Annotated in this window: 28 protein-coding genes; 16 read left to right on the top strand and 12 right to left on the bottom strand. The window is 65.4% G+C overall.

Going from position 1 to position 26,625, the window contains the following annotated elements; genetic code table 11:
* Positions 1–79: 79 nt before the first annotated feature.
* From J7I44_RS15925 to J7I44_RS15915, 3 genes are all read left to right on the top strand, one after another.
* Positions 80–643: a 1,2-dihydroxy-3-keto-5-methylthiopentene dioxygenase gene (locus tag J7I44_RS15925; RefSeq protein ID WP_209623045.1), complete on the top strand. Its 564-nt coding sequence runs from the start codon at positions 80–82 to the stop codon at positions 641–643.
* A 102-nt stretch (positions 644–745) separates the two neighbouring features.
* The gene (gene mtnC, locus J7I44_RS15920; RefSeq protein WP_209623044.1) at positions 746–1,432 is read left to right on the top strand and encodes an acireductone synthase; all 687 of its coding nucleotides are present in this window, start codon (positions 746–748) and stop codon (positions 1,430–1,432) included.
* A gap of 7 nt (positions 1,433–1,439) precedes the next feature.
* Positions 1,440–2,441 (top strand): C13 family peptidase, encoded by a 1,002-nt coding sequence (locus tag J7I44_RS15915; RefSeq protein WP_209623043.1) that lies wholly within the window; start codon positions 1,440–1,442, stop codon positions 2,439–2,441.
* A 93-nt stretch (positions 2,442–2,534) separates the two neighbouring features.
* Here the strand turns inward: J7I44_RS15915 and hisIE are convergent, their stop codons facing one another.
* The 9 genes from hisIE to J7I44_RS15870 all read right to left on the bottom strand — a co-directional run bounded on the left by hisIE (position 2,535) and on the right by J7I44_RS15870 (position 10,128).
* Entirely contained in the window at positions 2,535–3,146 is a 612-nt protein-coding gene (gene hisIE / locus J7I44_RS15910; RefSeq protein WP_209623041.1) for a bifunctional phosphoribosyl-AMP cyclohydrolase/phosphoribosyl-ATP diphosphatase HisIE, read from the bottom strand.
* A complete protein-coding gene (gene hisF / locus J7I44_RS15905; protein WP_209623039.1) occupies positions 3,139–3,936 on the bottom strand; it encodes an imidazole glycerol phosphate synthase subunit HisF in 798 nt (265 codons plus the stop codon). Before hisF ends, hisIE begins: the two co-directional genes overlap by 8 nt.
* A 73-nt stretch (positions 3,937–4,009) precedes the next feature.
* Positions 4,010–4,738, bottom strand: a complete 729-nt coding sequence (locus J7I44_RS15900; RefSeq protein WP_209623037.1) for a 1-(5-phosphoribosyl)-5-[(5-phosphoribosylamino)methylideneamino]imidazole-4-carboxamide isomerase — start codon at positions 4,736–4,738, stop codon at positions 4,010–4,012.
* On the bottom strand, positions 4,735–5,373 hold the full coding sequence (hisH, locus tag J7I44_RS15895) for an imidazole glycerol phosphate synthase subunit HisH (protein ID WP_342451999.1): 639 nt from the start codon (positions 5,371–5,373) through the stop codon (positions 4,735–4,737). Before hisH ends, J7I44_RS15900 begins: the two co-directional genes overlap by 4 nt.
* 5 nt (positions 5,374–5,378) lie before the next feature.
* Positions 5,379–6,443 (bottom strand): bifunctional histidinol-phosphatase/imidazoleglycerol-phosphate dehydratase HisB, encoded by a 1,065-nt coding sequence (hisB, locus tag J7I44_RS15890; protein ID WP_209623036.1) that lies wholly within the window; start codon positions 6,441–6,443, stop codon positions 5,379–5,381.
* A 91-nt stretch (positions 6,444–6,534) separates the two neighbouring features.
* On the bottom strand, positions 6,535–7,593 hold the full coding sequence (gene hisC / locus J7I44_RS15885; protein WP_209623034.1) for a histidinol-phosphate transaminase: 1,059 nt from the start codon (positions 7,591–7,593) through the stop codon (positions 6,535–6,537).
* Positions 7,590–8,906 (bottom strand): histidinol dehydrogenase, encoded by a 1,317-nt coding sequence (gene hisD, locus J7I44_RS15880; RefSeq protein ID WP_209623032.1) that lies wholly within the window; start codon positions 8,904–8,906, stop codon positions 7,590–7,592. The genes hisC and hisD overlap by 4 nt, the downstream gene beginning before the upstream one ends.
* Positions 8,903–9,799 carry an ATP phosphoribosyltransferase gene (gene hisG, locus J7I44_RS15875; protein ID WP_209623030.1) on the bottom strand — a complete coding sequence of 299 codons (897 nt, stop codon included), beginning with the start codon at positions 9,797–9,799 and terminating at the stop codon, positions 8,903–8,905. Before hisG ends, hisD begins: the two co-directional genes overlap by 4 nt.
* The gene (locus tag J7I44_RS15870; protein WP_209623028.1) at positions 9,796–10,128 is read right to left on the bottom strand and encodes a YerC/YecD family TrpR-related protein; all 333 of its coding nucleotides are present in this window, start codon (positions 10,126–10,128) and stop codon (positions 9,796–9,798) included. The genes hisG and J7I44_RS15870 overlap by 4 nt, the downstream gene beginning before the upstream one ends.
* A 569-nt stretch (positions 10,129–10,697) precedes the next feature.
* Here J7I44_RS15870 and J7I44_RS15865 point away from each other — a divergent pair.
* From J7I44_RS15865 to J7I44_RS15805, 13 genes are all read left to right on the top strand, one after another.
* On the top strand, positions 10,698–11,198 hold the full coding sequence (locus J7I44_RS15865; protein ID WP_209623026.1) for a hypothetical protein: 501 nt from the start codon (positions 10,698–10,700) through the stop codon (positions 11,196–11,198).
* On the top strand, positions 11,198–12,079 hold the full coding sequence (locus J7I44_RS15860) for a VirB8 family type IV secretion system protein (protein ID WP_209623024.1): 882 nt from the start codon (positions 11,198–11,200) through the stop codon (positions 12,077–12,079). Before J7I44_RS15865 ends, J7I44_RS15860 begins: the two co-directional genes overlap by 1 nt.
* Complete coding sequence (locus J7I44_RS15855; protein WP_209623022.1) at positions 12,076–12,843, top strand: TrbG/VirB9 family P-type conjugative transfer protein; 768 nt, start codon at positions 12,076–12,078, stop codon at positions 12,841–12,843. Before J7I44_RS15860 ends, J7I44_RS15855 begins: the two co-directional genes overlap by 4 nt.
* Positions 12,840–14,018 carry a TrbI/VirB10 family protein gene (locus J7I44_RS15850; RefSeq protein ID WP_209623019.1) on the top strand — a complete coding sequence of 393 codons (1,179 nt, stop codon included), beginning with the start codon at positions 12,840–12,842 and terminating at the stop codon, positions 14,016–14,018. The genes J7I44_RS15855 and J7I44_RS15850 overlap by 4 nt, the downstream gene beginning before the upstream one ends.
* Positions 14,019–14,022: 4 nt before the next feature.
* Positions 14,023–15,081, top strand: a complete 1,059-nt coding sequence (gene virB11 / locus J7I44_RS15845; RefSeq protein WP_245188253.1) for a P-type DNA transfer ATPase VirB11 — start codon at positions 14,023–14,025, stop codon at positions 15,079–15,081.
* 39 nt (positions 15,082–15,120) lie between these two features.
* A complete protein-coding gene (locus tag J7I44_RS15840; protein ID WP_425599774.1) occupies positions 15,121–15,909 on the top strand; it encodes a lytic transglycosylase domain-containing protein in 789 nt (262 codons plus the stop codon).
* Positions 15,910–16,026: 117 nt separating this feature from the next.
* Positions 16,027–16,434 (top strand): TrbC/VirB2 family protein, encoded by a 408-nt coding sequence (locus tag J7I44_RS15835; protein ID WP_209623013.1) that lies wholly within the window; start codon positions 16,027–16,029, stop codon positions 16,432–16,434.
* A complete protein-coding gene (locus tag J7I44_RS15830) occupies positions 16,427–16,735 on the top strand; it encodes a VirB3 family type IV secretion system protein (RefSeq protein WP_209623011.1) in 309 nt (102 codons plus the stop codon). Before J7I44_RS15835 ends, J7I44_RS15830 begins: the two co-directional genes overlap by 8 nt.
* A 49-nt stretch (positions 16,736–16,784) precedes the next feature.
* Positions 16,785–19,265 carry a VirB4 family type IV secretion/conjugal transfer ATPase gene (locus J7I44_RS15825; RefSeq protein ID WP_209623009.1) on the top strand — a complete coding sequence of 827 codons (2,481 nt, stop codon included), beginning with the start codon at positions 16,785–16,787 and terminating at the stop codon, positions 19,263–19,265.
* Positions 19,266–19,294: 29 nt separating this feature from the next.
* Complete coding sequence (locus J7I44_RS15820; RefSeq protein ID WP_209623007.1) at positions 19,295–20,089, top strand: hypothetical protein; 795 nt, start codon at positions 19,295–19,297, stop codon at positions 20,087–20,089.
* A 68-nt stretch (positions 20,090–20,157) separates the two neighbouring features.
* Positions 20,158–21,282 carry a TrbL/VirB6 family protein gene (locus tag J7I44_RS15815; protein WP_209623005.1) on the top strand — a complete coding sequence of 375 codons (1,125 nt, stop codon included), beginning with the start codon at positions 20,158–20,160 and terminating at the stop codon, positions 21,280–21,282.
* Positions 21,283–21,390: 108 nt separating this feature from the next.
* Complete coding sequence (locus tag J7I44_RS15810) at positions 21,391–21,663, top strand: hypothetical protein (protein WP_209623003.1); 273 nt, start codon at positions 21,391–21,393, stop codon at positions 21,661–21,663.
* Positions 21,664–21,706: 43 nt separating this feature from the next.
* A complete protein-coding gene (locus tag J7I44_RS15805; protein ID WP_209623002.1) occupies positions 21,707–23,431 on the top strand; it encodes a type IV secretory system conjugative DNA transfer family protein in 1,725 nt (574 codons plus the stop codon).
* Here the strand turns inward: J7I44_RS15805 and lpxK are convergent.
* From lpxK to J7I44_RS15790, 3 genes are read right to left on the bottom strand one after another with little or no spacing between them, the layout of a single operon-like run.
* A complete protein-coding gene (gene lpxK, locus J7I44_RS15800) occupies positions 23,424–24,413 on the bottom strand; it encodes a tetraacyldisaccharide 4'-kinase (RefSeq protein WP_209623001.1) in 990 nt (329 codons plus the stop codon). The genes J7I44_RS15805 and lpxK overlap by 8 nt on opposite strands.
* A gap of 9 nt (positions 24,414–24,422) precedes the next feature.
* On the bottom strand, positions 24,423–26,198 hold the full coding sequence (gene msbA / locus J7I44_RS15795) for a lipid A export permease/ATP-binding protein MsbA (RefSeq protein WP_209623000.1): 1,776 nt from the start codon (positions 26,196–26,198) through the stop codon (positions 24,423–24,425).
* Entirely contained in the window at positions 26,195–26,623 is a 429-nt protein-coding gene (locus J7I44_RS15790) for an ExbD/TolR family protein (protein WP_209622999.1), read from the bottom strand. Before J7I44_RS15790 ends, msbA begins: the two co-directional genes overlap by 4 nt.
* Between the last annotated feature and the right edge of the window lie 2 nt (positions 26,624–26,625).

The raw sequence follows: 26,625 nt of genomic DNA, 5'->3' as shown, positions 1-26,625 counted from the left end.
TCCTCCCTGGCCTGCGCACCCCCCCCTTCCTGCGCGCGGCACTTGGACATCGTGAAGAGACCTTCCGGAGACTATCCATATGAGCCGCCTTCGCATCTACGACGACGCCCAGCCGTCCACGCCTGTTTCGGTGCATAGCGCGCCAGCCGAGATCGCTCGTGAGCTTGGCCAGGTGGGCGTGCGCTTCGAGCAGTGGGAAGCCAACGCACCCATCGCTCCCGGTGCCAGTCAGGACGAAGTGATCGCTGCCTACCGTGCGGACATCGACCGCCTGATGCGGCAGGAGGGCTACCAGTCCGTCGACGTCATCAGCCTGGCGCCGGATCACCCCGATCGCGCCACGCTCCGCGAGAAATTCCTTAGCGAACACACGCACAGCGAGGACGAGGTCCGTTTCTTCGTCGCAGGCAGCGGCCAGTTCACGCTGCATGTTGGCGGCAAGGTCTACGACGTGCTGTGCGAGGCCGGCGATCTGATCGGTGTGCCAGACGGTACGCCGCACTGGTTCGACATGAGCGAATCGCCCTACTTCGTGGCCATCCGCCTGTTTACCAACAAGGAAGGCTGGGTTGCCAATTTCACCGGCACCGATATCGCCGCGCGCTTTCCGCGCATGGAACCCACCACGCGCCGAGTCCCGTAGGGGGCTTGAGCCTACCTTCGATTTCGCCGCGAGGCCCGGCGGGCTGAAGCCCGCCCCACGGAGCTCAGCTATTCTTGCGGTCTCCCTGAACACGTGCCGCCCATGACCACCATCCGCGCCATCGTCACCGACATCGAAGGGACCACCAGCTCGATCGATTTCGTCAGGGACGTACTGTTCCCGTATGCCCGCAAGCGCCTGCCGGCCTTCATCGAGACGCATGCCGACACGCCCGAAGTACAGCATTGGCTGCACGAGGCGGCGAAAGAAGCCGGCATCATCGAGGCCAGCCGCCAGGAGGTGATCGAGCTGCTGCTTGGCTGGATCGACCAGGACCGCAAGTCAACCGCGCTCAAGGCGCTGCAGGGCATGATCTGGAAGGAAGGTTACGAGACAGGCGAGTACCGCGCGCACGTCTATCCGGAAGTGTCCGCCCGCCTGCACGCCTGGCGCGCTGACGGCCTGCACCTGTATGTCTATTCGTCCGGTTCGGTGCCGGCGCAGAAGCTGTTCTTCCGCCACAGCGACGCCGGCGACCTGACGCCGATGTTCGCCGGCTACTTCGATACCGAAACCGGACCGAAGCGCGAATCGGCCTCCTACGCGAAGATCGCCGAGGCGATCGGCGAACGGCCGGAGCACATCCTGTTCCTTTCCGACATCGTCGACGAACTGGACGCCGCCCGCGCCGCCGGCATGCAGACCGGTTGGCTGTTGCGCGCACCGCAGGCACGGCCTGCCGAGCCGCGCCATCGGGCCTACACGGATTTCGACGCCATCGAGCCCTGACGCCACCATGCGCACCAGCCTAATCGCCCTGCTCGCGTTTGCCGCCGGCGTGCTGGCAATGCTGCTGGTGCAAGGCTGGCTGCCCCACCCGCAGGCATCCCAACCGTCCGTTCACCCCGCGCCTGCGTTGCTGGACGACGCCGACGCGCCCGCGCCGCCGCAGGATGATTGGCCCGAGCAGGCTCCCACGCCGGAGCAGGTGCTCTATACCCAGCCGCAACTGCTGGATGCCGCGCTCGCCAGTCTGCGCCCACGCATCCCCGGCAAGCCGAACCTTTACCTGCTCGCCTTCGCCGGTGATGGCACCGAAGACGTCTTTCACAACGAAGTGGAGTACGCCGCACACCTGTTCACCCGGCACTTCGGACCCACGGCACATGCACTGGTGCTGGAGAACTCCCCGAACACGCTTTCCACCCGGCCACTGGCCACCTGGAGCAACCTGGAAAACGCGCTCGACCGTCTATCCGCTGTCATGGACCCGCAACAGGACATCCTGCTGCTCTACCTGACCACCCACGGCAGCGAGGACCACACCCTGCTGGTTGACATGGACCCGCTGCCGCTGGACCAGATCGGCGCGCAGGACCTGGGCGCGATCCTCGCCGCGCATCCCTTCAAGTGGAAGGTCGTGGTGGTCAACGCCTGCTACTCCGGGGGCTTCATTCCGCCGTTGCAGGGCGACGGCACCCTGGTACTCGCTGCCGCACGCAGCGATCGCAGTTCGTTTGGCTGCGGCAACGACTCGGCGGCGACCTATTTCGGCCGCGCCTGGCTGATCGACGCGCTCAACCGCACTCCGGATTTCATTGCCGCGTTCGCCCAGGCGACGGACGAGATCGCGAAGTGGGAGCAACAGGACCGGCTGCTCCCGTCCGAACCGCAGATGGCGGTCGGCAAAGGTATCGCGGCGCAGTTGGCACGATGGCGCGACGGCTTGAGGCTTGGCCCGAAGGTGCCGTTCCGGCCGTCAGTACAACCGCAGGTTTCGCTGGCTGCCCCTCGCTGAGCTACCTGGCAGGAGCGCACCTGGGCGCGACCGGCAACGCCAGATACACGTAGATGCCGACATGGCGGTCGCGCACGGGGTGCGCTCCTGCAGTTATTCGGTCGAGCGCTGAGCGTGTCGGTCAGCCAGCACCGCCGCGGCATCCGCAAGCCCCAGCCCCCGCGCCCGCAGGGCGACGGTGAGGTGGAACAACAGATCCGCCGCTTCACCGAGCAGCTCCGCGTCGCCTTGCGCGACGGCAGCAAGCGCCGTCTCCACGCCTTCCTCACCGACCTTCTGGGCGATGCGGCGAATGCCTCCGTCGAACAGCTCCGTCGTGTAACTGCCGGCCGGTCGCTCGGCCGCACGCCGGGCGACCAGCGCGTCGAGTTCGGCTAGAAAGCCCAGTGGCAACTGCGCCCCGTCGAAACAACTGGGCGTGCCGCGGTGGCAGGTCGGCCCGGCCGGTTCGGCTAGCACCAGCAACGCGTCTGCATCGCAGTCCAGGTGCAGGCTCTTGAGCTTCAGCACGTTCCCTGAACTTTCGCCCTTGGTCCACAGGCGGCCCTTGCTGCGGCTGTGAAAGCTCACCCGTCCGGTGTCGCGCGTGGCCGCCAGTGCCTCGGCATCCATGTAGCCCAGCATTAGCACCTCGCCGGTTAGCCAGTGCTGCACGATCGCCGGTACCAGGCCGCCGCCCTTGGCGAAATCGGGTTGCTCAACCATCACAGGTCTCCGGTTCGATAGCGACGCGGACCATCACGCCTTGATTCGCCAGCCACCGCTTCAGTGCCGACACGTCGATCGCGCCGGAATGGAACACGCTTGCGGCGAGCGCACCGTCGACATCGGCACCGGTGAAGACATCGCGGAAATGCTCCGCTGCGCCCGCGCCGCCCGAGGCGATCAGGGGTACCTCGCAAACCGCACGCGCCTGGGCCAGTTGCGCCACGTCGTAGCCCTGCCGCACGCCGTCGCTGCCCATGCAATTGAGCACGATCTCGCCCGCGCCCAGATCCTGCGCCTGGGCGATCCAGTCCAGCGTGCGCCGCGGCAGCGCCTGCGTGCGCGACGGATCGCCCGTGTACTGGCGCACCCGCCACTGCCCATCGGCGTCGCGGAGCGAATCGATGCCCACGACGACGCACTGCACGCCGAACGCGTCGGCCAGCTCGGCGATGAGCGCGGGCCGTTCGAGCGCCGGCGAATTGATCGACACCTTGTCGGCCCCGGCGTGCAGCACCGCGCGTGCGTCCTCGACGCTGCGGATGCCCCCGGCCACACAGAAGGGAATGTCGATCTTGCGCGCGACCCGTTCGACCCAGGCGCGGTCCACCGAGCGGCCTTCCGGACTGGCGGTGATGTCATAGAAGACCAGTTCATCCGCGCCGGCGTCGCGATAGCGCAGCGCCAGCTCGACGATGCCTCCGACGACCGCGTGGTCGCGGAAGCGCACGCCCTTGACCACCTGCCCCTCGCGCACGTCCAGGCAGGGAATGATGCGACGGCTCAGCACGGGCGACGCTCCCCGGCCATAGCGGCACGTCCGCGGGCGAACACCGCGCGACACCCGGCAAACAGAATCCCGTTCATGCCGCCATCGCCTCCCCTAGCCCGAAACGTCCTTCGAGCAACCCGCGCCCGAGAATCACGCCGCGCGCGCCGGCGGTCCGCGCGGCACAGATGTCCTCCACCGAGCGCACGCCTCCGGACGCCTGCACCGCAAGCTCGGGGGCGATCGCCGCCAGGTGGCGATAGAGCGCCAGGTTGAGTCCGGCCAGCATGCCGTCGCGATCGATATCGGTGCACAGCAGATGCCGCGCGCCGTGCGCCGCATACCAGGGCGCCAGTTCGTCCAGCGTGCGGGTTTCGGCCTGGGTCCAGCCGGCGCTCGGCAGCGTCCAGCGGTCGTCCGACCAGCGCGTGTCCAGCGCGATGGTGAAGCGCTCGGCACCGTGTCGCTGCAACCAGTCGGCCACCCGTTCCGGATGGCGGATGGCGACACTTCCGACCACCACGCGCTCCACGCCCGCATCCATCAACCGGTGCACGTCAGCCACGCGACGCACGCCGCCGCCGGCCTGCACGCGCAATCCCGTGCGCGCCAGCGCCTCGATGACCGACAGGTTGGCAAAGCCGCCCGACTGGGCACCGTCGAGGTCGACCACGTGCAACCAGTTCGCCCCGGCAGCCGCGTAACTTGCGGCCAATGCGACGGGCTCGTCCTGGTAAGTCGTCTGGCGGGCATAGTCGCCCTGGGCGAGGCGAACGACGCGGCCTGCACGCAGATCGATGGCGGGGATGATGTCGGCTTTCATAGGGCGAGGAAGTTGCGTAGCAGGCGGGCGCCCACCGTAGAGGAACGTTCCGGGTGGAACTGCATGCCGAAGAAGTTGCCGCGCGCCACCACCGCCGAAAAGGGGACGCCGTGTCGGGCGGACACCAGCGTGTAGTCGCCCGGCGGCACCGCGTAACTGTGTACGAAATACACCTGTGCGTCGGCATCGATGCCATCAAGCAGGGGATGTTCGCTGCACGTACGTAGCCGGTTCCATCCCATGTGGGGGACACGCACACCGGATGCGGGCTGCAGCCGTCGCACGGTCGCGGGAATCAGTCCGAGGCAGTCCACGTCGCCCTCTTCCGACCGCGCGCAGAGAAGCTGCATGCCCAGGCACACGCCCAGCACCGGCTGGGTAAGAGAGCGCAGCACATCGATGAGGCCCAGTGCCTGCAGGCGCGCCATGGCAGGACCGGCCGCCCCCACGCCGGGCAGTATCACCTTGCCGGCCGCACGGATCGCTGCCGGGTCCGATGTCAGCGGCGCATCCACGCCCAGGCGCTGCAGGGCGTAGCGCACCGAGCCGATGTTCGTACCACCGGCGTCGACCAGTACGACCGAGGCGCTGGACGGCTCGGTTCCTGCACGCGCGTCTGGCGTGGACGTCACCACAGCGCTCACAACGCCCCCTTGGTACTGGGCAGCTCGCTGCCTTCGCGCCGCAGGGCCTGGCGCAATGCGCGGGCGACGACCTTAAAGCAGGCCTCGACCATGTGATGTGCGTTGTCGCCACGCACCGAAAGGTGCAGGTTGGCGCCCAGCGTTTCGCACAGCGAACGGAAGAAATGCGGTACCAGCTCGGTCGGCAGATCACCGACACGCTCGCGCGGGAATGCCCCGTCGAATACAAAGCATGGCCGCCCGGAAAGATCGAGCGCCACACTGGCGAGTGACTCGTCCATCGGCAGGGTGAAGCCGTACCGGCCGATGCCGCGCTTGTCGCCCAGTGCCTGGCGAAGCGCCTGCCCCAGCGCCAGCGCGCAGTCCTCGATCGTGTGGTGTTCGTCCACCTGCGTATCGCCGGCGCAGGCGAGCGTGAGGGCAAAACCGCCGTGCTTGCCGATCTGCTCCAGCATGTGGTCGAAGAAGCCCAGTCCGGTGCGCACCTGCGGCTCGGCCGTGCGATCCAGGTCAACGGTTACGTCGATGGCCGTCTCGCGCGTGCGTCGGTTCACCGAAGCGGCGCGCGGCGCGTCCAGCAGGCGATGCGCAAGCTCTTCCCAGCCGGCCCCCTGCGGACCGATCCGCAAGCCGCGCACGCCAAGATTCGCTGCCAGTTGCATGTCGCTTTCGCGGTCACCGATCACCGCGGAGGCGCCGCGGCTCCAACCGTCGTCGGCAAGGTAATGGCGCAGCAAGCCGACCCCCGGCTTGCGCGTATCGAGCCCCTCGTGCGCGAAACTGCGATCGACCAGCACTTCGCGAAACACGATGCCCTGCGAAGCCAGGATGCGTAGCAACAACGCCTGCGGCCCGCGGAAGGCTTCTTCGGGGAAGCTCGCGGTACCCAAGCCGTCCTGGTTGGTCACCATCACCAGCTCGTAGCCGGCCGCGACACAGCGCTTCAACGCGCCGATCACGCCCGGCAACAGGTCGAGCTTGGCGAAGCTGTCGATCTGCTCGTCCGGCGGCTCGACGATCAGGCAGCCGTCGCGATCGACAAACAGCAACTTCCTGGTCATGCACCCACCCCGCAGGAGCGCACCCCGTGCGCGACCGCGCTGCCGACCCTGTCGGCCCATCGCGCATGCGGCGCTTTACGGCAAGCAATTCTCACAGTCCACCTCCGAGCACCGCCAGCACCCGGTCGTTTTCCCGCGGCGTCCCGACCGTGATGCGCAAGGCATCGGCCAGCCCCGGATATCGCCGCACGTCACGCACGACGATGCCCGCCTCGAACAACCGCCGATACGCCGCCCCTGCGTCCTCGAAACGCACGGCGAGGAAATTCGCCTGCGACGGAAGCACCGCACGCACGCCCGCCATCGCTCCGAGCGCCGCTGCCATCCGGGCACGCTCGACGCGCACCACGCCGATCCGTTCGCGCGCGGCCACCTGTCCTGCCGGTGACAAGGCCTCCAGCGCCGCTGCCACGCAGGGACGCGGCAGCGGATACGGCGGCAGGATGCGCCGCAGCAGGGCCACCACCTCCGGCTGCGCCAGCAGGCAACCGAGGCGCGCACCGGCCAGCGCCCACGCCTTTGACAGCGTGCGCAGCACAGCCAGGTGCTCGTACCGGTCCAGCAATGACGCGGCGCTGCCGCCGTCTGCGAACTCCACGTAAGCCTCGTCCACCACCAGCAGCGCACGACCGGCCAGCCGCTGTGCGAGGCGTTCAACCGCCTCCAGCGATATGCCAGCCCCGGTCGGATTGTTCGGCGCACACACGAACACCAGCTTCACCGCCGGCGTTACGGCCGCCAGCAGCGCGTCGGCGTCGAGCGCGAAATCCGCCGCCAGCGGTACTTCGATCACCCGCGCGTTCTGCACCCGGGCACAGACGGCATACATGCCGAAGGTCGGCGGCTGCACCAGGATTGCGTCCTCGCCCGCACGGCAGAACGCGCGCACCAGCAGGTCGATGGCCTCGTCGCTGCCACGCCCGACCAGCACCTGTGCGGGACGCACGGCGTACAGCGTGGCCAGCCTCTCCACCAACGCCGCGGGCTGCGGATCGGGGTAGCGGTGGCAGTCCATTCCGGCGTCACCGAACGGCGCCCAGGCCGATTCATTGGCGTTGAGCAGCAAGGCGCCACCCGTCGCCTCCATGCGCGCGGAGGAATACGGCACCAACGCGCGGATCTCCGCGCGCGCAAGGTCGAGCACGCTCATGCGAGGGAAACCTCCGCGTCGAGCGCAGCCAGCCGCAGCGTCACCGCGCGGCGGTGCGCGTCCAGTTGCTCGGCGGCGGCCAGCGTGGCCGTGCACGGTCCGATCGCACGCAGCCCTTCGGGCGTAAGCTCCTGCACGCTGATCTGCTTCTGGAAGCTGGCTACCGACACGCCGCTGTGGCTGCGCGCATAACCGTAGGTCGGCAACACGTGGTTGCTGCCGCTGGCATAGTCACCCACGGATTCGGGCGTCCACGCGCCCAGGAACACGGAGCCGGCACATTCCACTTGCGCCAGCCAGACGCGCGGTTCGGCCACCTGCAGGATCAGGTGCTCGGGTGCGTAGCGGTTGCTGACCTCGATTGCCTGCGCGACCGAGTCGACCCGGATCAAGCGGCTGTGGGCCAGCGCCCCGAGTGCGATACCCGCCCGCGGCAAGGCCGCGCACTGGCGTTCGACTTCCTCGGCCACGGCATCGAGCAGCGCGTCCGATGGGCTCACCAGCAATACCTGCGAGTCCAGCCCGTGCTCGGCCTGCGACAGCAGATCGGCGGCCACGAACGCCGGCTCGGCCAGCGCATCGGCCACCACCAGCACTTCGGACGGGCCGGCCGGCATGTCGATCGCCGCGCCGCGTGGATCCGTCGACACCTGCACCTTGGCCTCGGTCACCCAGGCATTGCCCGGGCCGAACAGCTTGTCGCAACGGGGCACGCTGGCCGTTCCGTAGGCCATCGCGGCGATCGCTTGCGCGCCACCGAGCTTGAATACCCGGTGCACGCCGACCACGCGCGCTGCATACAGCACGGCGGGATCGCACCGTCCATCCGCACGCGCCGGCGAGCACAGCACGACCTCCGCGCAGCCGGCGATACGCGCCGGCACGCCGAGCATCAACGCCGTGGAAGGCAGCGGCGCGCTTCCGGCCGGCACGTACAGCCCGACACGGTTGATCGGCCGCAGCACGCGCTCCACCCGCACACCCGGCGCGGTCTCCACCGCCACGGCAGCCGGTGCCGCCGCACGATGGAAGGCGTCGATGCGCCCGGCCGCCTCACGAATGGCCGCCTTCAGCGTCGGATCGAGCGCTGCTTCGGCTTCCTTGAATTCATCCGGCGTCACGTCCAGCCGCTCCAGCTCGCAGCGGTCATACGATGCGGTAAAGCGCAACAAGGCTTTGTCGCCATGCCGGCGTACTTCGGCCACGATCCGGCGGACCACTTCGTTCAGGCCGACCGCATGCGTCTGCACTGGCCGCGCCAACGCCGCTTCGCGCCCCGCTTCGTCCAGCGCATTCCAGACCAGCCGCTTCATGCCAGCATCCTCTCGACCGGCAGCACGAACATCTCGCGCGCACCCGCCTTCTTGATCTCTTCCAGCTGACGCCAGCTCACCTCGCCCGCGCACAGCGCCTGCAGCATCACCTGGTCCGGCTGGCCGGCCAGCGGCAGCAACGTCGGCTGCGGGCCGCCCGGCAACAGCCGGGTGATCGCCTCCAGCGAGCCTCGCGCGGCCTGCAACAGCAGCAGCCGCGACTCGCGCACCTGGATCACGCCATCGATGCGCTTGAGCAGCAGTTCGACCAGGTCGCCCCGCTCGTCCGCCGGCAACACCTGCGGACCGACCAGCAGCGCCTCGCTGTCGAGCACCACTTCGACCTCACGCAACTGGTTCGCCACCAGCGTGCCGCCGCTCTGCACCAGATCGCAGATCGCCTCGGCTGTACCCAGCCGGGGCGCGATTTCCACCGAACCGGCCAGCGTCACTACGCCGGCCTCGATGCCCTGCTCGCGCAGCCAGCGGCCGAGCAGCCCCGGATACGACGTGGCGATGCGGCGTCCGGCGAGATCCGCGGCGCCGGCATAGTCCATCTCCTGCGGCACCGCCAGCGATAGCCGGCAGCGCCCGAAGCCCAGCCCGCGCCATTCCGCCAAGGCCAGGTCATTCTCGCGTCCGGCGGTAAGTTCGTACTCGTTGAGCACGTTGCGCCCGACGATGCCCAGATCACACACGCCCTGTGCGATCAGCCCGGGAATGTCGTCGTCGCGCACCAGCAGCAGGTCCACCGGCTCGCCCTCGCCGAAGCAGAACAGCTTGTCGCGGCTCTGCCGGAAGGTGAACCCGCAGCGGGTGAGCAGATCCTGCGCCGGCTCGGTGAGCCGCCCGGACTTCTGCATCGCGATGCGCAGTCGATCGCGCGGCCTCATGCCGGTGCCTTTGCGGTCTTGCGCTTGCGTGCCGCGCGCGCCGCCGCGGCAAGATAGCCGCCGTTGCCCTGGTTGAGGTAGCGCGCCACCCGCCCAATGGTGGTGATGCTCACCCCTGTGCGTTCGTGGATCTCCCGGTACGGCAGCCCCTCCTGCAGGTACGGCACCACCCGCCAGCGATCCACCATCGCCTCCAGCTCCGCCGGCGTGCACAGGTCATGCAGGAACGCCTGCATCTCGTCCACGTCGCGCAGCGCCAGTAGTGCCTCGCACAGGCTGCGCTCCACCGACTCGTTCGGGGTCTCGGGATCGATCGCTCGTCGCTTCATAATGTACTAGCACGTTAATACAACGAGCGCGCACTATAGACACACTTCGCTCCCGGCACAAGCCTGGCCGGACAGGTCCCGCGCGACTCGCCCGCACAGACCCGCTGCCAGCCACTCGCCCGCCGAGCCGTAAGCTTGCGCCCACACTCACGATGTCCCACGGATTACGTCATGCACTGAAGCATCGCGCTTGTCGATCACGCCGGCCGCGGCTGTAATGGGGCCCGCGTTCAAGTGACGTGAACGCTGCTGCCAACAGGCCCTCGCCTTGCACACGTGGCCTGCTTGAAGACGGAATAGACAGGGGGTCGGAATGGATTCGTTTTCTCGTGCCACGCGAGAGCTGCCGTTTGTCGCGCTCGAAACAGGGGAGGCGGCAAGAAGGGCCGGCTGGTCCATCCGCAAAAGCTCGTACATGGCGGGCAGCACGCTCGCGCCTCGTCGAACCCTGTTTCTCCTCCGCATTTTTTGATTTCCGATACCGGGAGGCTCGGCGTGCCGCACGACCGGCACGTGCGAACCCGCCTTACGCCCTGCGGCTGACGGCCGCCCCCACCTGCGAGCACCACGTGAACAAGGCTTCTCCGAACCGGATCCTGGGCACCCTGCTGCCGGCGATCCTGCTGGCTGGCTGCGGAACGCCTGCCGCCAAGGACTTCGGCGGCCGCTGGAAGCCGGTCAACCGTTTCCAGTCGTCCACCACCGAGATCCCGTTAAACCGGCCGTACACCTATTACGCCGCCCCGATGGACGAAACACTGCGGAACATGCTGGTCCGCTGGACGACCGACACCGGCATCACGCTGGTCTATCGTCTTTCTTCCGACTACACGCTGTTCGCGCCGGTCACCAAAGTGCGCACGGCAGACGTCCGGCAGGCGGCCAGGGAGCTGAGCGCGATCTACGCGGCGCAAGGTGTGTCCGTGACCTTCGCGGCGGGAAGGCTGCAGGTCGATCGCGTAAAGACCTTCGGTTCCAACATCACGCCCGCCAGGACGCAAGCATCCGGCCCGGCGTCCAGCGCGACGACGGATCCCGGCTCACCTGCCATTGCCGAGGGGGTGCGCTGATGCTTGCCGGTAAAGCCAGCTCCCGCAAGGTCGAGGAAGCCGTTTCCAGAGCGGTCAATTACGAACTCTCGATCGCCGACATCGCCCGACGCAGCGAGCGGCGTGCCTGGTGGGTGGCGTTTTCCGCTCTTGGCATGTCGCTCGTCCTCGCCGGCGGCTACTTCTACATGCTGCCGCTCAAACAGAAGGTGCCCTACCTGGTGATGGCCGATGCCTATACCGGTACCAGCACCGTGGCGCGACTGACCGAAGACCTCACCCATCGCCGGATCAGCACCAGCGAGGCGATCAACCGCAGCAACGTGGCCCATTTCGTGATGGCCCGCGAATCCTATGACCTGGCCCTGCTCAACCTCGGCGACTGGACCACCGTACAGACCATGGCCTCGCCCGGAGTCAAGGCTGACTACACGCGGCTCTATTCGCAAATGAACCCGGACAGTCCCTACAAGACCTACGGCAAGGACAAGGCCATTCGCGTGAAGCTGTTGAGCATCGTGCTGATCGGCGGCGGTCCGGGCCGCGTGCCGACCGGTGCCACCGTCCGCTTCCAGCGCAGCCTCTACGACAAGCAGAGCGGCTCCACGCAACCGCTGGACAGCAAGATCGCCACGATGGAATTCACCTACAAGGCGAATCTGGAAATGGACGACCGCAACCGCATCGAGAACCCGCTGGGCTTCTGGGTGACCAGCTACCGGGTGGATAATGATTACGCCACACCCGCGCCTGCCGAGATCCCGGGCACCGCCAATGCGCAGGCCATCACCCAGCCTCCCGCGCCAGGCTACCCGGCGGCATCCCCGCCCACTGAGGGCAAGGATTCTTCGCAGCCGCTCGGTGCAGCGGGAAATGCCGCGGTAACGGGGGCGGCTCGATGAACCGGTGCCATCTGGCGTTTCTCGCGACGCTGGTTTGCGCGGCCGCCATCGGCAAGCCGAGCCTCGCAGAGGCACAGGTCGTGCAGCAGTACGAATACCAGCCGGACCACATCTACCCCGTGCGCACGGGCCTGGGCATCACCACGCAGATCGAGCTCAGCCCGAACGAGCAGATCCTCGACTTCAGCACCGGCTTCAGCAGCGGCTGGGAACTCACGCGCCGCGACAACGTGTTCTACCTGAAGCCCAGGAACGTGGACGTGGACACCAACATGATGGTGCGCACAGCCACGCATTCGTACATCTTCGAATTGAAGGTAGTGGCAACGGACTGGAAAGCCCTCGACCAGGCCAAACGCGAGGGCGTCCAATACAAGATCACCTTCGCGTACCCCGCGGACACCAGCTTTTCGACCGAAAAGAAAAAGGTCGCCGAAGCACCGCCGCTGGATACCCGCCTGGTTCCCGGGCGCAGCTACAACTTCGACTACGAGTACGCCACGCGCAGCAAGAGCGCGCCGTGGCTGGTACCTGCGCATGTCTACGACGATGGTCGCTTCACCTACATCCGCATGAGCGACCTCAAGCGCTTCCCCACCGGCAACTTCCCGGCAGTCTTCATGCGCGAGACCGAACACGGTGAGGACTCCCTCGTCAACACGACAGTCGAGGGCAACACCATCGTCGTCCATGGAACGTATCCCTACCTCGTCATCCGCCATGGCGACGACGTCATCGGCCTGCGAAGGAACGCCGCCAAGTGAGCACGCACACCTCCTACCAGGCCGCCGATGACGCGGATGCCGGTCATGGCGAAGCGTTGAACCATAACCCCTATTCCATGCATTACCAGCAGTCCGCTGCTCCCGACCTGGACGCCGGCGCGCCCGTGCTGAAGTCGAACGAGCTGCGAAGGGCAAACCGGCGCGCACTGCTGATGCTCGGTTCGGCTGTCGTGCTGCTGCTGTTGGTTTCCTACTGGATGATCAGCAGTGCCACCTCGCGCCGTGAACCAAACAAGCCCAGGGAAGAAAAGGTCACCGTGGCCGACGCACCTCCGGCCTTGGCCCTACCGCCTGCGCGCCAACCCGAGCCCGCACCGATTCCGCTGGCCAGGCAACCTGCTCTGCCGCCTCTACCGCCGCCGCAACCGGACGTCCAAACCGCACAGGCGCCGCTGGCCTACGCACCACACGAACCTTCGCTGATCGAGCGCCGGATCGCGGGCGCGTCGGCCCCGATGACCGATCTTTCAGCTGCGCCGGCCAGTGCACCCTCCGCAGGCATCGGACCGTTGGCGACCGGTCGTGCAAGGTCGACCCAGGCCAAGCCCCTGGAGCACGCCGATGCGCTGATGCAGCGCGGCACCTATATTCGCTGCGTGCTGGAGACGCGAATCGTCACCGACGTTCCGGGCTACACCTCCTGCCTGGTCACCGAGCCGGTGTATTCGTTCAACGGGCGCAAACTGCTGCTCCCCAAAGGATCCAAGGTGCTCGGCGCCTATTCGAGCGGCCCCAAGGGCCGACGCGTCGCCGTGGTGTGGGACCGGATCATTACGCCCACTGGCATCGATGTGGACATGAGCAGCAAGCCGAGCCCGGGTATCGACAACCTGGGTGGGGCCGGCCTGCCGGGTCATTACGACGCCCATTGGGGTAGCCGCATCAGTGCTGCGCTGCTCATCAGCATGCTCAGTGATGCGTTCAAGTACGAGGCGGCCAAGCATGGCCCCACGACCTCGTCGATTGCCGCCAGCGGCGTGGTCGTGCAGGAGCCTTTCGAGAGCAACACCGCCCGCACCTTCCAGAACCTGGCCGATATGGCCGTGCGAGAGGCAGCCAACCGGCCGCCGACAGTGACCATCAACCAGGGCACGGTGATCTTCGTCTATGTCGCCCGCGACGTGGATTTCAGTGATGTCGTCGCCCGCTTCTGAGCGCATGGGAACCATGGAAGACACCCTGGCCCTCGTTTCCAACGAATTCCTCGACTACCAGTACGAGGTGTTGGGTGTGCGCGAATTCATGGCCTCACCGGAGGTCACCGAGATCTGCATCAACCGACCGGGCGAGCTTTACCTGGAAAGCCGCGGCGGTTGGCAACGGGTAGAGGTGCCAACGCTGACATTCGAGCGTGCGCGTCAGTTCTGCACCGCCGTGGTGAATGAGAGCAATACCGGCCAACGCATCACCGACATCGATCCGGTAGTTTCACTGACCTTTCCGACTGGCCAGCGTGCCCAATTCGTCATCCCGCCCGCCTGCGAGGCAGGCAACGTCTCAATCACGATCCGCCTTCCCTCGAAGCAGGCCAGGACCCTGGACCAATACCAGGCCGATGGCTTTTTCGACCAGATTCTGGAAGACGGGCGCGACCTGGGCCAAGAAGATCGCCACCTGCTGGACCTGCGCGGACGACGCCGCTATGCCGAGTTCTTCAAGGCGGCCGTACGCAGCAAGAAGAACATCGTGGTGTCAGGGGCAACCGGTAGCGGCAAAACTACCTTCATGAAATCGCTGGTCCATCACATCCCGGCCGAGGAGCGGCTGGTGACCATCGAGGACGCCCGCGAGCTTTTCATCAGCCAGCCCAACGTGGTGCACCTGCTCTATTCCAAGGGCGGCCAGAGCGCCAGCAACGTGACCGCCAAGAGCTGCATGGAAACCTGCCTGCGCATGAAGCCCGACCGCATCATCCTGGCCGAATTGCGTGGCGACGAGGCGTTCTACTTCATCCGCAACTGTGCATCGGGGCATCCCGGATCGATCACCAGCTGCCACGCAGGCAGCACCGAGCAGACCTGGGATCAACTGGCATTGATGGTCAAGGCCTCGGTCGAGGGCGCCGGGCTCGAGTTCGCGACGATCAAGCGGTTGCTCCGGCTGACGATCGACATCGTCGTGCACATCAAGGCGCACGCAGGCCAGCGCCACATCACGGGCATCGACTTCGATCCCGCACGCATTTCGTTGCAAGAACCGCTGCAGCAAGTGCGCTGAGCGACGAGGAATCCAGGGATGGTGCCCGCATACAACCCAATGTCCTGCCCTCATCTGGCGGTTCCTGCGGAAATCATGCAACACGTTGTCCAGGCCGAATCCGGCGGCAACCGCTTCGCGATCGGCGTTGTCGGCGCCCGGCTGGAACGCCAGCCCCGCAACCTTGGCGAAGCGATCGCTACCGCACGGATGCTCGAGTCCGGCGGATACGATTTTTCGCTTGGCGTTGCCCAGATCAACCGCAGCAACCTGTTGCGCTACGGACTGGATACCTTCGAGCAAGCCTTTGACGCCTGCGCCAACCTCAACGCGGGCGCACGCATCCTGGCGGAGTGTTACGCCCGATCCGGCGACGACTGGGGCAAGGCCTTCAGTTGTTACTACTCGGGTAACTTCACCACCGGCTACCGCGACGGCTACGTGCAGCGGATCTTCGCCTCGCTCGGTGCCGGCGTGCCTGACGGCTCCGCGCCCATCACCGTCCGCCCCCGGACAACCGAACACCCTGCCGGTCATCCGACGCCGGCGGAACGCACTGCCTTGCCCGGAAGTGCCGCCTATCGCGCATCGATCCGTTCGACGGCCATCGACACGGTTGCGGGTGCGCTGGTTACCGCTGTGGCAGGAACCCCTGGCCATGCGGAGACGGCCGAAAGCCCACCTCCTCCCTCGCTCCCCGAGCCTGCCGAGCCGAGCGCATCGGCGTTCGTACCGCGTGTTAGCGAACCAGGCGCTCCGCCACGGAGCGACGTTCCGGCGGCCGGCTCCGCCACCGGCAGTCAAGCCACCCGCGACCAGGAGACAGCGGATGCCGCGTTCGTCTTCTGACAGTGGCCGGCAAGCGACTTGCCACCACCGAACCTGGCTGCCCATTCGGGCTGCCACCCATGAAGCGTCCATTGCCCGATGGCCGCTGCTGTCCAACCGTCACAAGGAAAAACCAAGATGGCCAAGAACCTGAACGCAAATCCGAACGCCCGCAACCCCATCCGTAGCGGCACCGCCGTGTTCATGGCCATGGCGATGTGCCTGACGCTCGCGCTGCCAGGTATCGCATTCGGCCAGGATGTCACCGATACGATCGCCACCACGTGCGGTTTCGCCAGCAACGTAAACAAGATCCTCAACGCGATCTCGATCATCGTGGTGACGATCGCGATCGTCTTCTCCGGTTACCAGATCGCCTTCGCGCACAAGCGCATTTCCGACATTTCGCCGGTGTTGATCGGCGCCGTCCTGATCGGCGCCGCGGGGCAGATCGCCAAGATGTTCCTGGCCGGCAGCACCAGTGCTTCGGGCGCCACGGCGTGTACCGCGAGCCTGGTCGCTCACGTGCTCAACTTCTATGCATAAGGATGCATTGTTCCGCGGCTGCACCCGCCCACCCATGTTCATGGGCGTGCCTTACGTGCCGTTCTTCATGGGTGCGGGCGGATGCATGTTGCTGGCGATGTACTTCAACCTTTTCTTCCTGCTGTTGATGCCGCCGGTGCTCTTCGTGATGCGCCAGATGGCCCGCCGCGACGAGATGATCTTCCGGCTGCTCGGCCTGCGCCTGCAATTTCGTACTCGGGTCAGGAACATCGGGGAGAACGATGGCATGTGGGTGTTCACGCCTAACATCCATCGCGGCCAGTCGAAAGCCAATTCGTAACCCACAGCTACCCTGGCGTCACTGCCAGGGCGGCCACCGGAACCTGCGCATGTCCAAGCCGGCTTTTTTGCCCGACACCCCGATCAGCGATCTCGTGCCGCTGTCCACCCACGTCTCGCCTACGGTGCTGAAAACCACAGGTGGCGACTTCCTTATGGTCTGGCGCCTGGGCGGGCTGCCGTTCGTGGGGCGAGAGGAATGGGAACTGGAGCATCGCCACGCCACGTTCAACCGCATGTTGCAGACCCTACGCGCACCCGATTTCGTCAACGTCGCCTTCTGGGTGCACGACGTGCGGCGCCGGCGCCGCATTGCTGACCGCGCGCGTTTCGCGCAGCCATTCAACCAGTCCGTATCCGATGCCTACTACGAAGCGCTGTCGAGCCAGAAGCTCATGCAGAATGAGCTTTACCTGACGATGCTCTACCGCCCTGTCGTCGGCGGCAAGAAACTGGCGGAAAAGTCGAGCGATGTCACCCGGTTGGAGGCCGAACAGCAGCATGCTGTCGACACGGCCTTGGAGCTGGCGGGCAATGTCGAGGCCGTGCTCAAGGATTACGCCCCTTACCGCCTGGGCATGTACGAAGCCGCCAACGGCGTAGTGTTCTCCGAAGCGTTGGAGTTCTACGGTTACCTGCTCAACCGGGTGGACGAGCCGGTCCCCGTGCTGCCCGCGGCGGTCTACAACTATCTGCCTGTAAGCAAGCAGCGCTTTTCCGCCAAGACTGGCGACTTCGTCATCACCACCCCTGAGGGGGTCAACCACTTCGGCGCGATCCTCAACATCAAGGAATACACCGACGGCACCTATCCGGGCATCCTCAACGGCTTGAAGTACCTCGGCTTCGAGTACGTGATCACGCACTCCTTCAGCCCGATGGGGCGCCAGGATGCGCTAAAGGCGCTGGACCGGACCAAGGGCATGATGGTCTCGTCTGGCGACAAGGCGTTCAGCCAGATCGCCGAACTGGACCTGGCGATGGACCAGCTGGCCTCAGGCAACTTCGTACTGGGCGAATATCACTTCACCGTCGCCATCTATGCACCCAGCCAGGAAACGCTGTCGCAGCAGATCGCCGCGACCCGCGCCGAGCTTTCCAACGCCGGCTTCGTATCGGTGAAGGAAGACCTTGCCGTCACCGCGGCCTTCTATGCGCAATTGCCGGGTAACTGGAAGTACCGCACCCGTCTTGCCAACGTCAGCTCGTTGAACTTTCTGGGCCTGAGCCCGCTGCACAACTTCGCCATGGGCAAGCGGGAGAACAACCCCTGGGGCGACTGCGTCACCACCCTGCAGAGCACCAACGGGCAGCCCTACTACTTCAACTTCCACGCCACCCATCCGGCGGAGAACTCGCTGGGCGAGAAGGCCATTGCCAACACGATGGTCATCGGCAAATCCGGCACCGGTAAGACCGCGCTCATCAACTTCCTGCTGAGCCAGGTGCAGAAGTTCGAGCCGGCTCCCACCATCTTCTTTTTCGACAAAGACCGCGGTGCGGAAATCTTCGTGCGCGCCTGCGGCGGCAATTACCTTGCGCTGGAGAACGGCAAGCCCACCGGCTTCAACCCGTTCCACTGCGAGCGGACCGAGGCCAACGTCCAGTTCCTCGCCGACCTGGTCAAGGTTCTGGCCGGCAAGAGCGTGTACAGCTCGCGCGAGGAAGAGGACATCTTCCGTGCGGTCGAGAACATGCTCGATACCCCCATGCGCCTGCGCAACATGACGAACTTCCAGAAAAGTCTGCCGAACCTGGGCGACGACGGCCTGTTCATCCGCATGCGCAAGTGGACTTCCGGCAGTTCGCTGGGCTGGGTATTCGACAACCCGGCCGACACGATCGACCTGGAAAAGGCCAACATCATTGGCTTCGACTACACCGACATCATCGACAATCCGGAAGTCCGGGCACCGGTTATCAACTATCTGCTGCATCGTCTGGAAGCGCTGATCGACGGCCGGCCCCTGATCTATGTGATGGACGAATTCTGGAAAATCCTCGATGGCAAAGGCGGCCTAAAGGAATTCGCCAAGAACAAGCAGAAGACCATCCGCAAGCAGAACGGTCTGGGAATATTCGCCACGCAAAGCCCTGAGGACGCCCTGGCCAGCGATATCGCCGCCGCCCTGGTCGAGCAGACGGCCACGATGATCCTCTTGCCCAATCCCAATGCCAGCCGCGAGGACTACATCAACGGGCTGAAGCTGACCGAAGCGGAATACCAGGTGGTCGTGAGTCTCGACGAGCGATCCCGCTGCTTCCTGGTCAAGCAGGGCCACGCCAGCGCCGTCTGCCAGCTCAACCTTCGCGGCATGGACGACGTCCTGGCGGTGATCTCGGCGTCCACCGACAACATCGACATCATGCACAGGGTCCTGCGCGAATGTGCTGCCGCCGAAGGCATGCACGTCGATGCCTTGCGCCCCGAGCACTGGCTCGACCTGTTCTATGCCAGCCGCAAGGGCAGCGGCAAAACCCGCGCCGTCGCGCAGTCCGTCTCCCGTGCGTCCTGCGCAACGGCCGGTTAGTTCAACGTCATCTGCCAGAGGAAAAAGCCATGATGCACGTATTCCCTCGCCCGTTGCGCCCGCGCCTGTGGGCCCAGGCCGCGCTCGTCGTGGCCCTGCTCGGCACCGTCCAAGCCCCCCGGGCCCAGGTGCTGGTCACCGACCCTACCGCCATCGCGGCGAGCGAGGAAGGCTTCAAGTCGCAGTTGGCACAGAGCCTTGCGGGGTACGCCAGGCAGGGCATGCAGTACGCCAAGCAGCTTGAGCAGTATTACCAGCAAGTGGAGCAATTGAAACAATTGCTCATGACCATTGAAGGCCTGGGCAGGAATATATCGTTCGCCTCAAGCAAGCTTGAGCCGATTGACGATCCGACTAAGCTCATCGACCAGAATTGTCCAGGTGCATCGGGCGGCTCGATCGTGGGAGCCCTGGTGACCTCGGCTGAATCGTCGATCAGTTCGGAAAAGCCCATCCTCCTGGCCCAGCAGCAGATTTGCGCAAACATCACGATGTTGCACATCGACGAGTACAACCGCACGGTGGCTGTGCTCAAGCAGCTTGATGAGTACGGCGGGACCTTGCAGAAGTTGAACAAGCTCGCTAACGAAGTCAGAACCTTGGGCACGACGAGCGGCGCCACTACTCAGGCTGCCACTATCAGCGCCACCACAGCCTTTGCGATGCAGCAGTGGCAGACGGCCATCGCCGGGGACGAGGCGGTGATCAAGACGCTCAACCAGCAGCAATCGATGTTGGCAAAAGCCGCGCTGAGGGGACAAATCAACCCGCTCGGGACCGTAGTACAGGCCGCAGCGTTGAAAGCTGCATTCTCGGTCGACTGACCCATTCCGCGCGGCGCCCCAAGCAGCAGGGACGAATCGCCCGACGCGCAAGAAAGGAATCAGGCGCAATGCCAACAAACCTCGCCGATTTCGTTTACTTCAGGCTGGTGTACGACTACCTGAGTAAGCAGATCAATACGTTCGGAATGGACCTCATGGCGTCTTTCATGACCTGGGCAAGCGCGCTGGCGCTGCTCATGGTCACGCTGTGGATCATGATCCAGGGTTACCGCCTGATTACAGGGCGGTCGCACGAATCGCTGATGGCGATGGTGATGAACATGACGCGAATCGTCATCATCGTCAGCGCCGCCACCACGATGTCGGTCTTTGGCTCCAACCTGCAACGACTGTTCACCACCGACCTGAGTACCGGCGTAAATGAGCTGTTCACCGGTAGCGACGACACGGCTGCAGAGACCATCGACCAGAACCTGGCGTGGACGCAGCTCGCCTTGGGCGCAATCGACGCGGTGCAGGTCGCCCCTGGAGACATGGAGAATGCCGAGCGCAAGGCGCACGCCATGCTCATCGCGGGACTGGGCACTGCCAGCCCACCGATGGCCGCCGGTGCGATGCTGCTGCTCTACCAGGCCACCATTGCCCTCTTCGTCGGCATGGGGCCGCTGTTCATCCTTTGCCTGATCTTCGACCAGACCAAAGACCTCTTCCGCAAGTGGCTGCTTTACGGCATCGGCACCATCTTTTCCATGGCCGCGCTTAGTTTCATCAGCTCACTTGTGTTGCAACTGACGTTGCGCGTGGCAGCGGCGCTCTGGACCGCAAACCTGATCAACAAGATGACCGGTCTCGGTGCGCAGGGCCTGTCCAACCAGGCCCTGCAGCAAGGCGGTATTGGCTTGCTGATGACCGTTCTGATCGTCAGCGTACCGCCACTGGCCGCTGCTTTCTTCCAGGGCACCGTCGGAAGTTTCATGCATTACTCCGCCTTCGGCGGTGGGCCTGGCAATCGCCCCGGGCCGCAGGGGCAACCCCCCGGATCCTACGGTGGCTATGGCCGGTCCCCTGCACATCAACCGGTGCAGGGCAGCCCCCCGAACCCTTACCAACATGGCGGCAGCGGCCCGCACCGCGGTGCGCTGCCCGTATCCGGCGCAGGCACCACGGCGATGTCGGCCCCGCCTAGGGAGGAAGCCATCCCGGTGCGCCCGCATCCGAGAGACCGGACCTGATCTGGCCCGCGTCAGTTTCCTCACACAACACCTTGCCAATCGATGGAGGCCGCCTCGATGCGATATGCCCGTTCTGCCCTGCTTGCGCTCGGCGTTGGAGTCGCTGGCATGACCGCAACGCCAGTTCACGCCCAGAGCGTGGATCCATGCACCGTCTATACCTGCATGGCCGGCATCTCCGGCGCTGGTGCAAGCGGAGGCCCCGCCTGTGTGCCTGCGACCACCTATTTTTTCAGCCTGGCCGTGTTCGACCCCTGGTTCGACGCGCCGGCGACCTCGCAGTTGCGCAGGACCTACCTGATGACCTGCCCTGGCGCAAACGTCGCGACCAATGCCGCGCTGCTGAACGCCATCATCGCCGAATGGGGCACTGTGCCCTGACTCCCAGGCCGGCCGGTTCTCAAATACGTTCAGAGGTAAGCCGATGACGTTGCGCAACAAGGCGCTTGCCGCATTCCTTGCTCTCCTGCTGGCCTTGGGCGCGGGTCTTTATGCGTCCGGGTGGTGGGTGCTGACCCTCCTGCATGTGCAGGCGCCGCTCGACCTGGCAACCTACGGTCGTTACCTGGCCGCAACCGCCAGGCCGGAAGTTCACCCCTTCTTGGCCAGGATCGAACTGGCCGGCGGCGCGGGCTTCGGCTTGCCGTTGGCGGCTTGGGCGGGTTTGCTCTATTTCATCTTCAGGCCACGGGCACGTTCCACCCACGGTGACGCCCGCTTTGCCTCCCGAGGCGATCTGGCTCGACTCGGGCTACTCAACGAGGACCCCACCGGCATCATCGTGGGCAGGCACGGACGCAGCTTCCTGCGTCTTCCAGGCACACGGCACGCCCTGCTCGCCGCGCCAACCCGAAGTGGCAAGGGTGTGGGTGCGGTCATTCCGAACCTGCTCAGCTACCGGGGCTCGATGGTCGTGCTGGACATCAAGCAGGAAGCCTTCGACATCACTTCGAAATGGCGTTCCCGGCTTGGCCCTACCTACCTGTTCAATCCCTTCGCCGAGGATTTGCGGACCCATCGCTGGAATCCGTTCGCCTACGTTCGGAACGAGGCGACCCATCGCACCTCGGACCTGCAGGCCATTGCCGACTGCCTGTACAAGGACCCGCCAAACCAGGACCCATTCTGGGCGACCATGGCGCGCTCGACCTTCGTTGCCTCTGCCAGCCTTCTCTTCGACTGCTGGGCGGACGGCTTGAGCAAGGGATTGCCCAAAGACGATGGCTATCCCACGCTCGGCGCGATCTATCGCCTGCTTTCCGGAGATGGGGCCGACCTCAAGACGCACCTGAAGTCGGTGCTCCAGCTCCCCTATGTCAGCCAGGAGACACGCATAGCCTTTGCCAACGTCACCACGTTGGCGGACCAGACCTTCACGTCGGTGATCGCAAGCACGCAGGCCCCCCTTCTCATTCTTGCCAATCCCATCCTGGACAACGCCACCTCGGGCAACGACTTCTGGCTGCCCGACCTGCGCCGCCGGGTGCAGTCGATCTACGTGGGCATTTCACCCAGCAAGCTCACCGAGGCAGCGAGCCTGCTGAACCTGTTCTTCAACCAGGCGATCAAGCTCAACGTGGACGTCACCCCGGACAAGGACGCGACGCTGCGACATCCATGCCTGTTCATGCTGGACGAGTTCACCACACTGGGTCGGGTGGACGTGATGGTGGATGGGGTGGCCTTTTTTGCCGGCTATAACGTGCGCGTGTTCTGCGTCATCCAGTCGCTCTCCCAACTGGATGCCGTGTACGGCCCCGACAAGGCCCGCAGCATGATCACCAACCTGGCCTGCCAGATGGTCTACACGCCCCGCGAGCAACGCGACGCCAACGAGTACAGCGAGATGCTCGGCTACACGACGCAACGCAAGCGTCAGCGCACGCGTTCCAGGGGCGGCTTCGGCCAGGGCAGCAGTGTGTCACTGGCTGAAGTGGAGGAAAAGCGCGCGCTGATGCTGCCGCAGGAGCTGAAGGCGCTCGACCCCAGGAAGGAAATCGTGTTCATTGAAGGCACACCGCACCCCATCCTTTGCGACAAGATCCGCTATTACGAGGACAGCTACTTCAAGTCCCGGCTTCTTGGCGCCTCCAGCGTGCCCCACCTGGAGATCGGTCGTCCTCGCAGGGAGACCGCCGGCCTCAGCTAGCCCCGCGCCCGGTGGCAACCCGGACACGGCCAGCCAATGCCTCGAAGAACTCCTCCGGCAATTCGGCCCGCACGGGCACCCGCCACCACGCCGGCTGGGCGAAGTGCCGGCACTTGATGGCGTCCTTGTCGGTCATCAGCACCGGCAGGTCCTCGCCAAAGTGGAAGTCCCCGGGGGCGAAGGCATGATGGTCAGGGAAAGCGTGTTCAACCGGCAGGATGCCGTACGCTCGCAGACTGTCGAAGAAGCGCGCCGGATGACCAATCGCCGCCACGGCGTGCACGCGCTGGCCGGTGAAGGCGGTTAGCGGCTGACAGGTGTTGTCGATGAGCGAGCAGGCCTCGCCGCCGCGTAGCTGCATGGGATAAGCGCCCATGCGTTCGCCACCGTTGCAGACGCGGATGTCCGCGGTGGCCAGGCGCATCAGCGGCTCGCGCAGCGGACCGGCCGGCAGCAGGCGACCGTTGCCGAAGCCGCGCACCGCGTCGATCACGCACACTTCCACGTCGCGGGCAAGGCGGTAGTGCTGCAGGCCATCGTCGGCAATGACCACGTCACAACCAGTGCCGATCAGCAGGCGTGCGGCGGCGGGACGGTCACGGCCCACCGCCACCGGAATACCCTGAGTGCGGATCAGGCTGGGCTCATCGCCAACCCGTTGCGGGTTGGGCGTGTCACCGAGCAACAGCGGCACGCGCTGGGTTCCGCCGTAGCCACGACTGACTACACCCGGGTTGAAGCCGCGCTCGCGCAGCGCCTGGGCAACGGCAATGGCCAGCGGCGTCTTGCCGGTACCACCGGCGGTGATGTTGCCGATCACCACCACCGGCACGGGCAGGCGGATGCTGCGGCGCCAGCCATGCCGGTAGAGGAAACGGCGCAGGCTGCTCACGCTGGCATAAAGCCAGGACAACGGGTGCACCCACAACGGGGTGCGGCCATCGTTGTACCAGGCTTCTTCCAGCTTCTGCGCGAGCGCCATAAGGACGCCTCAGCCTTCTTCCTGCTCATGGAACTGCATGCGGTGCAGCGCGGCGTACTGACCGCCCAAGGCTACCAACTCGGCGTGAGTACCGCGTTCAACGATGCGCCCCTGGTCCATCACGGCGATCTGATCGGCATGTTCGATAGTGGACAACCGGTGCGCGATCACCAGTGTCGTGCGATCACGCATCAGGCGCTGTAGCGCTTGCTGGATCAACCGCTCCGACTCGGTATCGAGTGCGCTGGTGGCCTCGTCCAGCACTAGGATCGGCGCGTTCTTGAGGATGGCGCGGGCGATCGCCAGGCGCTGGCGCTGACCGCCGGAAAGCATGCCGCCACCTTGCCCGATGGGACTATGAATGCCATCGGGCATGCGCCGGATGAACTCCATCGCATTGGCCGCCTCGGCCGCGGCAACGATGTCCGCCTCGCTGGCACCCGCCAGTTCACCGTAAGCGATGTTCTGGGCGATCGTGCCGTCAAACAGCACCACGTTCTGGCCAACCCAACCAATCTGCCGGCGCAAGGCGGCCAGGGTGTATTCGCGGTAGTCCTTGCCGTCGAGCACGATGCGCCCGGCGCTGGGCTCCTGGAAGCGCGGCAACAGGCTGACCAGACTGCTCTTGCCACTACCGGAGCGGCCCACCAGAGCGGTCACGGTGCCGGGTGCGCAATGCAGGTCGATGCCACGCAGGGTATCGACCTCGCTACGCGGGTAACGAAGGCGTATGCCCTCGAAACGCAGGTCGCCGCGGGCGCGTTCGAGCTCGAGTCGGCCCGTGTCTTGCTCCGGCGGCAGGTCGATGACCTCGAACAGGTCCTCGGCCGCCGAAATGCCGCGCTGGATGGTGCCCTGCACGTTCGCCAGCCTCTTGAGCGAGGGCATCATGGCGCCCATGGCAGTCAGAACCGTGACAAAAACGCCAGGGGAAATGCCATCGATGACCTGCGGCCGAGTCGCTAGGTAGACCAGCAGCGCGAGTGCAAGCGCGGCGACCGTCTGGATAGCGGTGCTCGACGTCGCGCTCGTGGTGGCGATTTTCATGTTCAGGCGACGAGCGTAGTGCGAGACATCCGCAAAGCGCGCTGCCTCGTGTTGCTGTCCACCGTAGACACGCACTTCGCGGTGCGCATTGACCGATTCGTTGACTGCACCGGTTACCGAGCCCATCGAGCCCTGGATGCGCCGGCTGATCTGCCGATAGCGCCGGCTGACCATGGTCGCAACCAGCGCGATGCCGGGCGCCATCATGAGCAGCGTGAGCGAGAGATACGCACTGTTGGTCAGCATGACGTAAAGCATGCCGATGACGGTGACACCTTCGGTCACGACGACTTTCAGCGCATCCGTGGACGCCGAAGCCACCTGCTCGCTCGTGTAAGTGATGCGGGAGATCTGCTGACCGGAGGGTTCGTTGCCGAAAAACGCAGCCGGTAGCCGCAGGTAGGCAGCAAACACATCGGCCTGCATGGCCTGGACGACGTTACGGCCGACATACGAAATGCCGTAGCTGCTGACGAACGTGCCGACACCGCGCGCCGCAAAAATCAGCACGATCCAGATCGGCATCCAGAAGATGAGATAGGGGTCCTTCTTGGCGAAGAGCTCGTCGATCATCGGCCGCAGTTTCTGGGTGAAGGCCGCCAATGCGCCGCCATCGACCGCCATGCCGATAATGGCGATCGCGCCGATGGCCCACCATCGTCGCGTGTAGCCGAGCAGTCGCTTGTAGACGCGCAGGGTCTCGGCGTCCCAGATCGCCACCTTGCTGGCGGCTGTCAACGCGCCGGTTCCTGGCTGGGCGTGGTCGCGATCGCCAGACGGGTGAAACCGAGTTGGCCAAGCGCGTCCATCGCGGTCACGACGTTCTGGTGCGGCGTCTGCGCATCGGCGCGGATCGTGACCGGCCGGTCGTGGTCGTCGCCGGCCACGCGTGCGATCGCCTGCTTCAGCGGGTCGACGCCCTCGCCCACCACCGCGTCGCTACCCACATAGAAGTGCCCGTCGCGGTCGATCATCACGGTCAGCGCGGGCGCCTGCATGTCGCGCTCTTCGGCGCTGGCCTGCGGCAGCGTGACCTGCATGCGCGAGTGCTGTACGAACGTCGTGGTCAGGACAAAGAACATCAGAAGCGTCAGCAGCACGTCGATCAGCGAGATCACGTTGATCTCGAAGTCGTCCTGCCGACGGTCGGAACCGATACGCATGT

It is taken from the genome of Frateuria flava, assembly GCF_017837635.1.
In the GTDB taxonomy this organism is placed as follows: Bacteria; Pseudomonadota; Gammaproteobacteria; order Xanthomonadales; family Rhodanobacteraceae; genus Frateuria_A; species Frateuria_A flava.
The sequence above is the reverse complement of the archived record's forward strand: the minus strand, read 5'-3'. Positions and strand labels throughout refer to the sequence as shown.

Bases quoted from the DNA above. Each gene is read 5' to 3' on its own strand.
- J7I44_RS15925 (WP_209623045.1), top strand. From the start codon at position 80: ATGAGCCGCCTTCGCATCTACGACGACGCCCAGCCGTCCACGCCTGTT.
- mtnC (WP_209623044.1), top strand. From the start codon at position 746: ATGACCACCATCCGCGCCATCGTCACCGACATCGAAGGGACCACCAGC.
- J7I44_RS15915 (WP_209623043.1), top strand. From the start codon at position 1,440: ATGCGCACCAGCCTAATCGCCCTGCTCGCGTTTGCCGCCGGCGTGCTG.
- hisIE (WP_209623041.1), bottom strand. From the start codon at position 3,146: ATGGTTGAGCAACCCGATTTCGCCAAGGGCGGCGGCCTGGTACCGGCG.
- J7I44_RS15900 (WP_209623037.1), bottom strand. From the start codon at position 4,738: ATGAAAGCCGACATCATCCCCGCCATCGATCTGCGTGCAGGCCGCGTC.
- hisB (WP_209623036.1), bottom strand. From the start codon at position 6,443: ATGACCAGGAAGTTGCTGTTTGTCGATCGCGACGGCTGCCTGATCGTC.
- hisC (WP_209623034.1), bottom strand. From the start codon at position 7,593: ATGAGCGTGCTCGACCTTGCGCGCGCGGAGATCCGCGCGTTGGTGCCG.
- hisD (WP_209623032.1), bottom strand. From the start codon at position 8,906: ATGAAGCGGCTGGTCTGGAATGCGCTGGACGAAGCGGGGCGCGAAGCG.
- hisG (WP_209623030.1), bottom strand. From the start codon at position 9,799: ATGAGGCCGCGCGATCGACTGCGCATCGCGATGCAGAAGTCCGGGCGG.
- J7I44_RS15870 (WP_209623028.1), bottom strand. From the start codon at position 10,128: ATGAAGCGACGAGCGATCGATCCCGAGACCCCGAACGAGTCGGTGGAG.
- J7I44_RS15860 (WP_209623024.1), top strand. From the start codon at position 11,198: ATGCTTGCCGGTAAAGCCAGCTCCCGCAAGGTCGAGGAAGCCGTTTCC.
- J7I44_RS15855 (WP_209623022.1), top strand. From the start codon at position 12,076: ATGAACCGGTGCCATCTGGCGTTTCTCGCGACGCTGGTTTGCGCGGCC.
- virB11 (WP_245188253.1), top strand. From the start codon at position 14,023: ATGGGAACCATGGAAGACACCCTGGCCCTCGTTTCCAACGAATTCCTC.
- J7I44_RS15840 (WP_425599774.1), top strand. From the start codon at position 15,121: ATGTCCTGCCCTCATCTGGCGGTTCCTGCGGAAATCATGCAACACGTT.
- J7I44_RS15835 (WP_209623013.1), top strand. From the start codon at position 16,027: ATGGCCAAGAACCTGAACGCAAATCCGAACGCCCGCAACCCCATCCGT.
- J7I44_RS15830 (WP_209623011.1), top strand. From the start codon at position 16,427: ATGCATAAGGATGCATTGTTCCGCGGCTGCACCCGCCCACCCATGTTC.
- J7I44_RS15825 (WP_209623009.1), top strand. From the start codon at position 16,785: ATGTCCAAGCCGGCTTTTTTGCCCGACACCCCGATCAGCGATCTCGTG.
- J7I44_RS15820 (WP_209623007.1), top strand. From the start codon at position 19,295: ATGATGCACGTATTCCCTCGCCCGTTGCGCCCGCGCCTGTGGGCCCAG.
- J7I44_RS15815 (WP_209623005.1), top strand. From the start codon at position 20,158: ATGCCAACAAACCTCGCCGATTTCGTTTACTTCAGGCTGGTGTACGAC.
- J7I44_RS15810 (WP_209623003.1), top strand. From the start codon at position 21,391: ATGACCGCAACGCCAGTTCACGCCCAGAGCGTGGATCCATGCACCGTC.
- J7I44_RS15805 (WP_209623002.1), top strand. From the start codon at position 21,707: ATGACGTTGCGCAACAAGGCGCTTGCCGCATTCCTTGCTCTCCTGCTG.
- lpxK (WP_209623001.1), bottom strand. From the start codon at position 24,413: ATGGCGCTCGCGCAGAAGCTGGAAGAAGCCTGGTACAACGATGGCCGC.
- J7I44_RS15790 (WP_209622999.1), bottom strand. From the start codon at position 26,623: ATGCGTATCGGTTCCGACCGTCGGCAGGACGACTTCGAGATCAACGTG.